At 35.3% G+C, this 6,504-nt stretch carries 4 protein-coding genes and 1 pseudogene; 4 read left to right on the top strand and 1 reads right to left on the bottom strand.

The genetic code is table 11. The features are described from left to right. From A9G36_RS01070 to pflA, 4 genes and pseudogenes are all read left to right on the top strand, one after another. Positions 1 to 987 (top strand): annotated as a pseudogene (locus A9G36_RS01070) (SdrD B-like domain-containing protein); the annotation flags it as partial. 365 nt (positions 988 to 1,352) lie between these two features. Then, entirely contained in the window at positions 1,353 to 2,201 is an 849-nt protein-coding gene (gene focA, locus A9G36_RS01065) for a formate transporter FocA (protein WP_034943596.1), read from the top strand. Positions 2,202 to 2,265: 64 nt separating this feature from the next. Continuing rightward, a complete protein-coding gene (gene pflB, locus A9G36_RS01060) occupies positions 2,266 to 4,548 on the top strand; it encodes a formate C-acetyltransferase (RefSeq protein WP_034943595.1) in 2,283 nt (760 codons plus the stop codon). A 225-nt stretch (positions 4,549 to 4,773) separates the two neighbouring features. After that, positions 4,774 to 5,550 (top strand): pyruvate formate lyase 1-activating protein, encoded by a 777-nt coding sequence (gene pflA, locus A9G36_RS01055; protein ID WP_141670316.1) that lies wholly within the window; start codon positions 4,774 to 4,776, stop codon positions 5,548 to 5,550. Positions 5,551 to 5,600: 50 nt separating this feature from the next. On the opposite strand, the gene rarD is transcribed toward pflA, so the two are convergent. Next, complete coding sequence (gene rarD / locus A9G36_RS01050) at positions 5,601 to 6,497, bottom strand: EamA family transporter RarD (RefSeq protein ID WP_034943592.1); 897 nt, start codon at positions 6,495 to 6,497, stop codon at positions 5,601 to 5,603. Positions 6,498 to 6,504: the final 7 nt, after the last annotated feature.

The following is a 6,504-nucleotide window of genomic DNA, read 5'->3' as shown; positions in this document are numbered from 1 at the left end:
ACCCATAATATTCGGGTTCTTTACGGTGAATATAATGATGGTGTTGTTAGTTCAGATAGCAACAGTCCGTTATATGAAAAAGTTCCATTCTTTGAAAAGTATACGGATATCGGCGGTAATGCTGTTGAGCATGACCAAATAGATGTATCAGCGCCGCCGTCATCAGTGACGTATAATGGCGTGGGTGGTGCACATACGATACCGGTAGCATTAAAAGAGAAGTCTATTACTTTCACGAGTGTTGAGGTGAATGATATGGCTTTGGGCTACCGTGCCTCGGATGCAGATATCACTATCATCAAAACAGCGTTAAAAGACAATGTGGTGGTGGGTGATATAGTGCCGTATACTCTTAAAGTAATTAACAATAAAGCACAACCAGCAAATATCAAAATTAAAGATATTTTACCTGCGGGCTTTAAATTTGTTAATGGTTCATCACGAGTTAACGGTAAGAAAGTGATGGATCCGAAAGGTGGCAGAACGGTGACGTATGACAAGGTAAGTTTATCGGGTAATGGTGAAATGGTCATTAGCTATATGTTAGTGGTGGGTTCAGGTGTAACTCAAGGTGAGTATACGAACACAGCAATGGCATTAAATTCCTTAACAGGTAAGGTGGTGTCAAATATAGCTCAAGCAACAGTGACAGTGACGTCAGACCCATTATTTGATAATGCATTAATTTTTGGTAAAGTGTTTGTGGACAAAAATGGTAATGGAGTGCAAGACGAAGGTGAGGAAGGACTTGGTGGCGTGAAATTAATCACGGTGCGAGGAGAGATTATCACAACTGATGCACATGGGCGTTACCATTTAGTCGATGTATCGGGTGGACGTTGGGAACGTGGTGGTAACTTTGTTATCAAACTCGATCCGCGAAGCTTACCGAAGGAATACCGTGTTAGTGGTCGTAATCCTAAGGTAGTAAGGGTATCACCAGGATTACCAAGTAAAGTTGATTTCATGGTTTTTAAAGAAGAGTAGCCCATAGTAATATGGGGTTATTCGAATAAATGTGGATATGGATATCTACATTTGAAGCAGTGTTAAAGTTAAACATAATTGTTTATATCCTTTTGTTTTCACTCTTTTCCTGTTGTTTCGGAAAAGAGTGAGATATTTTTTATTAAAACTTATTCTGCATTAATTTTTATTCCGCATATGAAGGTATCCTTTACACAAACATAATCGTTTACTAACAAATAATGATGAAAAATGGAGAATAAATTTTAAATAAAAACATATGGTTGATATTAGTTCGATTTTTTTAATTAAAAAATGGTGATTTGATGTGAATTTGGAGTATACTATGCGCCTCATAAAACCCTAGTTTTTTTGAGGATGTTAGTTTGAGTATCGATAAACTTGTGGATTCTTATTCCCCCGCACAAATGACACAAATTGCTGAGGAAATTGGCAATTACAAAGTAAATAAACACCCATGTAGCACAGTTTTATCTGCAATAATGGCCGGTGTGTTTATCTCTATTGCTTTTGTATTTTATATTACTGTAACTACAGGTACAGCGACTGTTGCTTTTGGTTTAGCAAAATTAGTCGGTGGTATTTGTTTCTCATTAGGACTTATGCTAGTTGTTTGTTGTGGTGCTGATCTTTTTACTTCAACTGTTTTAACTATTTTGCCTAAAATGACTCATAAAGTTAGTTGGATGAAAATGATTCGTAATTGGGTTTTAGTCTATATTGGTAATTTTATTGGTGCTATACTGTTTGTTGTAATAATTTGGCTTTCTGGTCAATATATGGTTGCCAATGGATTGTGGGGATTGAACGTCTTACAAACCGCTGATCATAAATTACACCATAGTTTTATTGAAGCAGTTTTTCTTGGTTTACTAGCTAATTTAATGGTTTGTTTAGCAGCTTGGATGAGTTATGCAGGTCGTAGCCTAATTGATAAAATGTTAATTATGGTTTTACCAGTTGCAATGTTTGTTGCTAGTGGCTTTGAGCATAGTATTGCAAATATGTTTATGATCCCAATGGGAATTATGATTAATCATTTTGCTTCTCCTGAGTTTTGGCAATTAATTGGTGTTGCACCAGAAGCATTTAAAGATTTAACAGTTGAGCATTTTGTTCTAAATAATTTAATTCCCGTGACAATTGGGAATATTTTAGGTGGTTTAGCAGTGGCGCTACCTTATTGGTTTTTATATTTACGTAAACCACATTGATTTTGTAATATTTACCCTTATGTAAAAGGGTAATAAATATTTTTGTAAACCTGAGGTGAAAATTATGAGTAATTTAAACGAAGTACAAGCAGTTGCTTGGAAAGGATTTAAAGATGGTGATTGGCAAAATAATGTTAATGTCCGCGATTTTATTCAAAAGAACTACACGCCATATGAAGGTGATGAGTCTTTCTTAGCGGGAGCAACTGAAGCAACTACTAAGTTATGGGATAAAGTAATGGAAGGCATTAAAGTTGAAAATGCTACCCATGCTCCTGTGGATTTTGATACAAGTGTTATTTCTACAATTACCGCTCATGATGCAGGTTATATAGAAAAAGATTTAGAAAAAATTGTTGGTTTACAAACTGAAAAACCACTAAAACGCGCAATTATCCCGTTTGGTGGTATCAAAATGATCGAGAATTCTTGTAAAGCTTATAATAGAACACTTGATCCTTTAGTTAAAAAAATCTTCACGGAATATCGTAAAACTCATAACCAAGGTGTTTTTGATATTTATACTCCAGATATTCTTCGTTGTCGTAAATCAGGAGTTATCACTGGTCTTCCTGATGCTTATGGTCGTGGTCGTATTATTGGTGACTACCGTCGTGTTGCTCTTTATGGTATTGACTACTTAATGCAAGATAAATTTGCACAATTCAATTCATTACAAGCTGATTTTGAAAATGGCGTTGATTTAGCAATGACTATGCAACGTCGTGAGGAAATTGCAGAACAGCATCGAGCACTTGGTCAAATTAAAGAAATGGCTGCTAAATATGGCTACGATATTTCAGGACCTGCTAAAACTGCACAAGAAGCTGTCCAATGGACTTACTTTGGTTATTTAGCTGCGGTTAAATCACAAAATGGTGCTGCAATGTCATTAGGTCGTACGTCGACTTTCTTTGATATTTACTTCCAACGTGATCTTGAAGCTGGCTTAATTACAGAAAAGGATGCTCAAGAAATTGTTGACCATTTTGTAATGAAATTACGTATGGTTCGTTTCTTACGTACGCCAGAATACGATGAGTTATTCTCTGGTGATCCAATTTGGGCAACTGAATCTATCGCTGGTATGGGTGTTGATGGTCGTACATTAGTTACTAAGACTTCTTTCCGTTTCTTAAATACGTTATATACAATGGGACCATCGCCTGAACCGAATATGACAATCCTTTGGTCTGAGCACTTACCAAGTGGATTTAAAGAATTTGCATCAAAAGTATCTATCGATACTTCATCATTACAATATGAAAATGATGATTTAATGCGTCCTGACTTTAATAATGATGACTATGCTATTGCATGTTGTGTAAGCCCAATGATTGTTGGTAAACAAATGCAATTCTTTGGTGCACGTGCAAACCTTGCTAAAACTCTACTATACGCAATCAACGGCGGTGTGGATGAAAAATTAAAAATGCAAGTTGGTCCTAAAGAGACTCCAATCACTGATGAATATTTAGATTTTGATACAGTGTTTGCTCGTTTAGACCACTTTATGGATTGGTTAGCAAAACAATATGTAACAGCATTAAATGCAATTCACTATATGCATGATAAATATAGCTATGAAGCTTCATTAATGGCACTTCATGATCGTGATGTTATTCGCACTATGGCATGTGGTATTGCTGGTCTTTCTGTTGCAGCTGACTCATTGTCTGCTATTAAATATGCCAAAGTTAAAACTATTCGTGATGAAGATGGTTTAGCAACTGATTTTGAAATCGAAGGTGAATATCCACAATTCGGTAATAATGATCCACGAGTTGATGATATTGCTGTTGATCTTGTTGAACGTTTCATGAAGAAAATTCAGAAACTTAAAACTTATCGTAATGCAATTCCAACTCAATCAGTATTAACCATTACTTCCAACGTTGTATATGGTAAGAAAACTGGTAATACTCCTGATGGTCGTCGTGCTGGTGCGCCATTTGGACCTGGTGCTAATCCAATGCATGGGCGTGATCAAAAAGGTGCGGTAGCTTCATTAACATCCGTTGCTAAATTACCATTTGCTTATGCTAAAGATGGTATTTCATATACTTTCTCTATCGTTCCAAATGCATTGGGTAAAGATGATGATGCACGTAAACGTAATTTAGCAGGTTTAATGGATGGTTATTTTCATCACGAAGCGACAGTAGAAGGCGGTCAACACTTGAATGTTAACGTATTAAATCGTGAAACATTATTAGATGCAATGGAGCATCCTGAAAAATATCCACAATTGACAATTCGTGTTTCTGGATATGCAGTACGCTTCAACTCGTTAACTAAAGAACAACAGAAAGACGTAATTTCACGTACTTTTACACAATCTATGTAATTTAGTTATCTTAATAATTGAATTGAAATAGCGCCTTTAAGGGCGCTATTTTTTTATTATTTTTGTTGGCATTTGATCAAATTTAATTGAATATTATTCTGATTTGTTCGGTATAATTAACTATATAAAAATTATAGCTGATTAGCATAATCGGTATATGTAATGCATCATCTAAGTTAAAATAAGCTTAAAAGTAATGTGGCAATAACATAGAGAAAAACATTTATGGCACAAAATATTATTATGACAACAAAAGAACCTATTAAAGGTCGTATCCATTCTTTTGAATCTTTTGGTACAGTTGATGGACCAGGTATCAGATTCATTGTTTTTTTTCAAGGTTGTCTAATGCGTTGTTTGTATTGTCATAACCGGGATACTTGGGATTTGAAAGCAGGGCGAGAAGTCACCGTTGATGAGTTGATGAAAGAAATTATTTCTTACAAGAGTTTTATTATGCCAAATGGTGGTGGAGTTACCGCTTCAGGTGGAGAGGCAACTTTGCAATCCGAATTTATTATTGAGTGGTTCGAAGCTTGCCAACAAGAAGGCATTAGTACTTGCTTAGATACCAATGGATATGCAAGGCAATTAGATAATACAATGGACAAGCTGATGGATGTTACTGATTTGGTTATGCTTGACTTAAAACAAGTCAATGATGAAATACATCAAAAATTAGTTGGTGTGCCAAATAAACGAGTTCTTGAATTTGCTAAATACCTGCAAAAAATTAATAAACGAACTTGGATACGTTATGTTGTTGTTCCTGGATGGACTGATGATGATAATTCAGCACATCTGCTTGGTAAATTTATTAAGGGGATGGATAATATTGAGCGTGTAGAATTACTTGCTTATCATAAACTAGGTGCATATAAATGGGATACGATTGGTGATAAATATAAGTTGGAAGGCGTTGAGGCTCCACCAAGAGAAACCCTTGATAGGATCCAAGGTATTTTAGAAAGCTATGGTCATTATGTTACATTTAGTAAATAGTAGATAGGTTGTTTTATAAGAGGCACATTCAATTGTGCCTCTTTAAGTATCTATTGTAATCTTTTTCGTTTTATTGCTCGTATAACAAAAATCCCACCTTCAAAAGCTAGAACGCAAACAGATAACCAAATAAATCCATATGACACAATATGCTCTGATGAAACTTTTTCATGCAAAAATAATATTGAAATAACGGTTAGCAATACTGGCTCTACATATCCCAATAAACCAAATAATCCCATGGGCAGTAAGCGACTTGCAACAAAATAGATTGCAAAAGCAATCGCCGTGATGATCCCCAAGGTTGGTATATAAATCGGGAAATGAGCAAGATCACTGGTTATCTTGTCTAAATGATAATTTAAGGCACAATATATAAGACATCCTAGGAAGATAAAGAAAAAGTCAGAAAATGTGCCCACAATGCCATCTATTCGCAATTTGCGCCTTGTTATAAAGTAGATCGGATATCCCAAAGCAATAACAGCGGTTTCCCATGAGAAAGCACCAGTGATGTAAATTTCAATAGCAACGCCTAAAACTGCAAGTGCAACAGCTATTTTTTGTAAGAAGCTGAGTTTTTCTTTATAAAAGATTTGCCCAGAAATCACCATTGCTAGTGGTAATAAAAAATAACCTAGCGATGCCGATAATCCATGTCCGTTAAGTGGTGCCCAAATAAAAATCATCATCTGTATTGTGAGCAAAACAGAAGAAAATAATAACCCTAATAAAAAAAGTGGTTGTTGTTTTATTCGTCTAAAAAGTGCAGTTATAACTGACCACTGTTTTCCAACAATGATTAATATAACTATTGCAGGAAATGAAGTTAGTAATCGCCAACAAAAAATATCAACAACAGATAAGGAGTGTAACAAAACTGGGTAGTAATAAAGTAACCCAAATAGACATGATGCCAGTATTGAAAGCGCTACACCTTTTATCATTTTTTTC

It is taken from the genome of Gilliamella sp. Choc6-1, assembly GCF_001690385.1.
Lineage (GTDB): Bacteria > Pseudomonadota > Gammaproteobacteria > Enterobacterales > Orbaceae > Gilliamella > Gilliamella apicola_A.
Note: the sequence above shows the minus strand (reverse complement) of the source record. Positions and strands in the feature narration are given on the sequence as shown.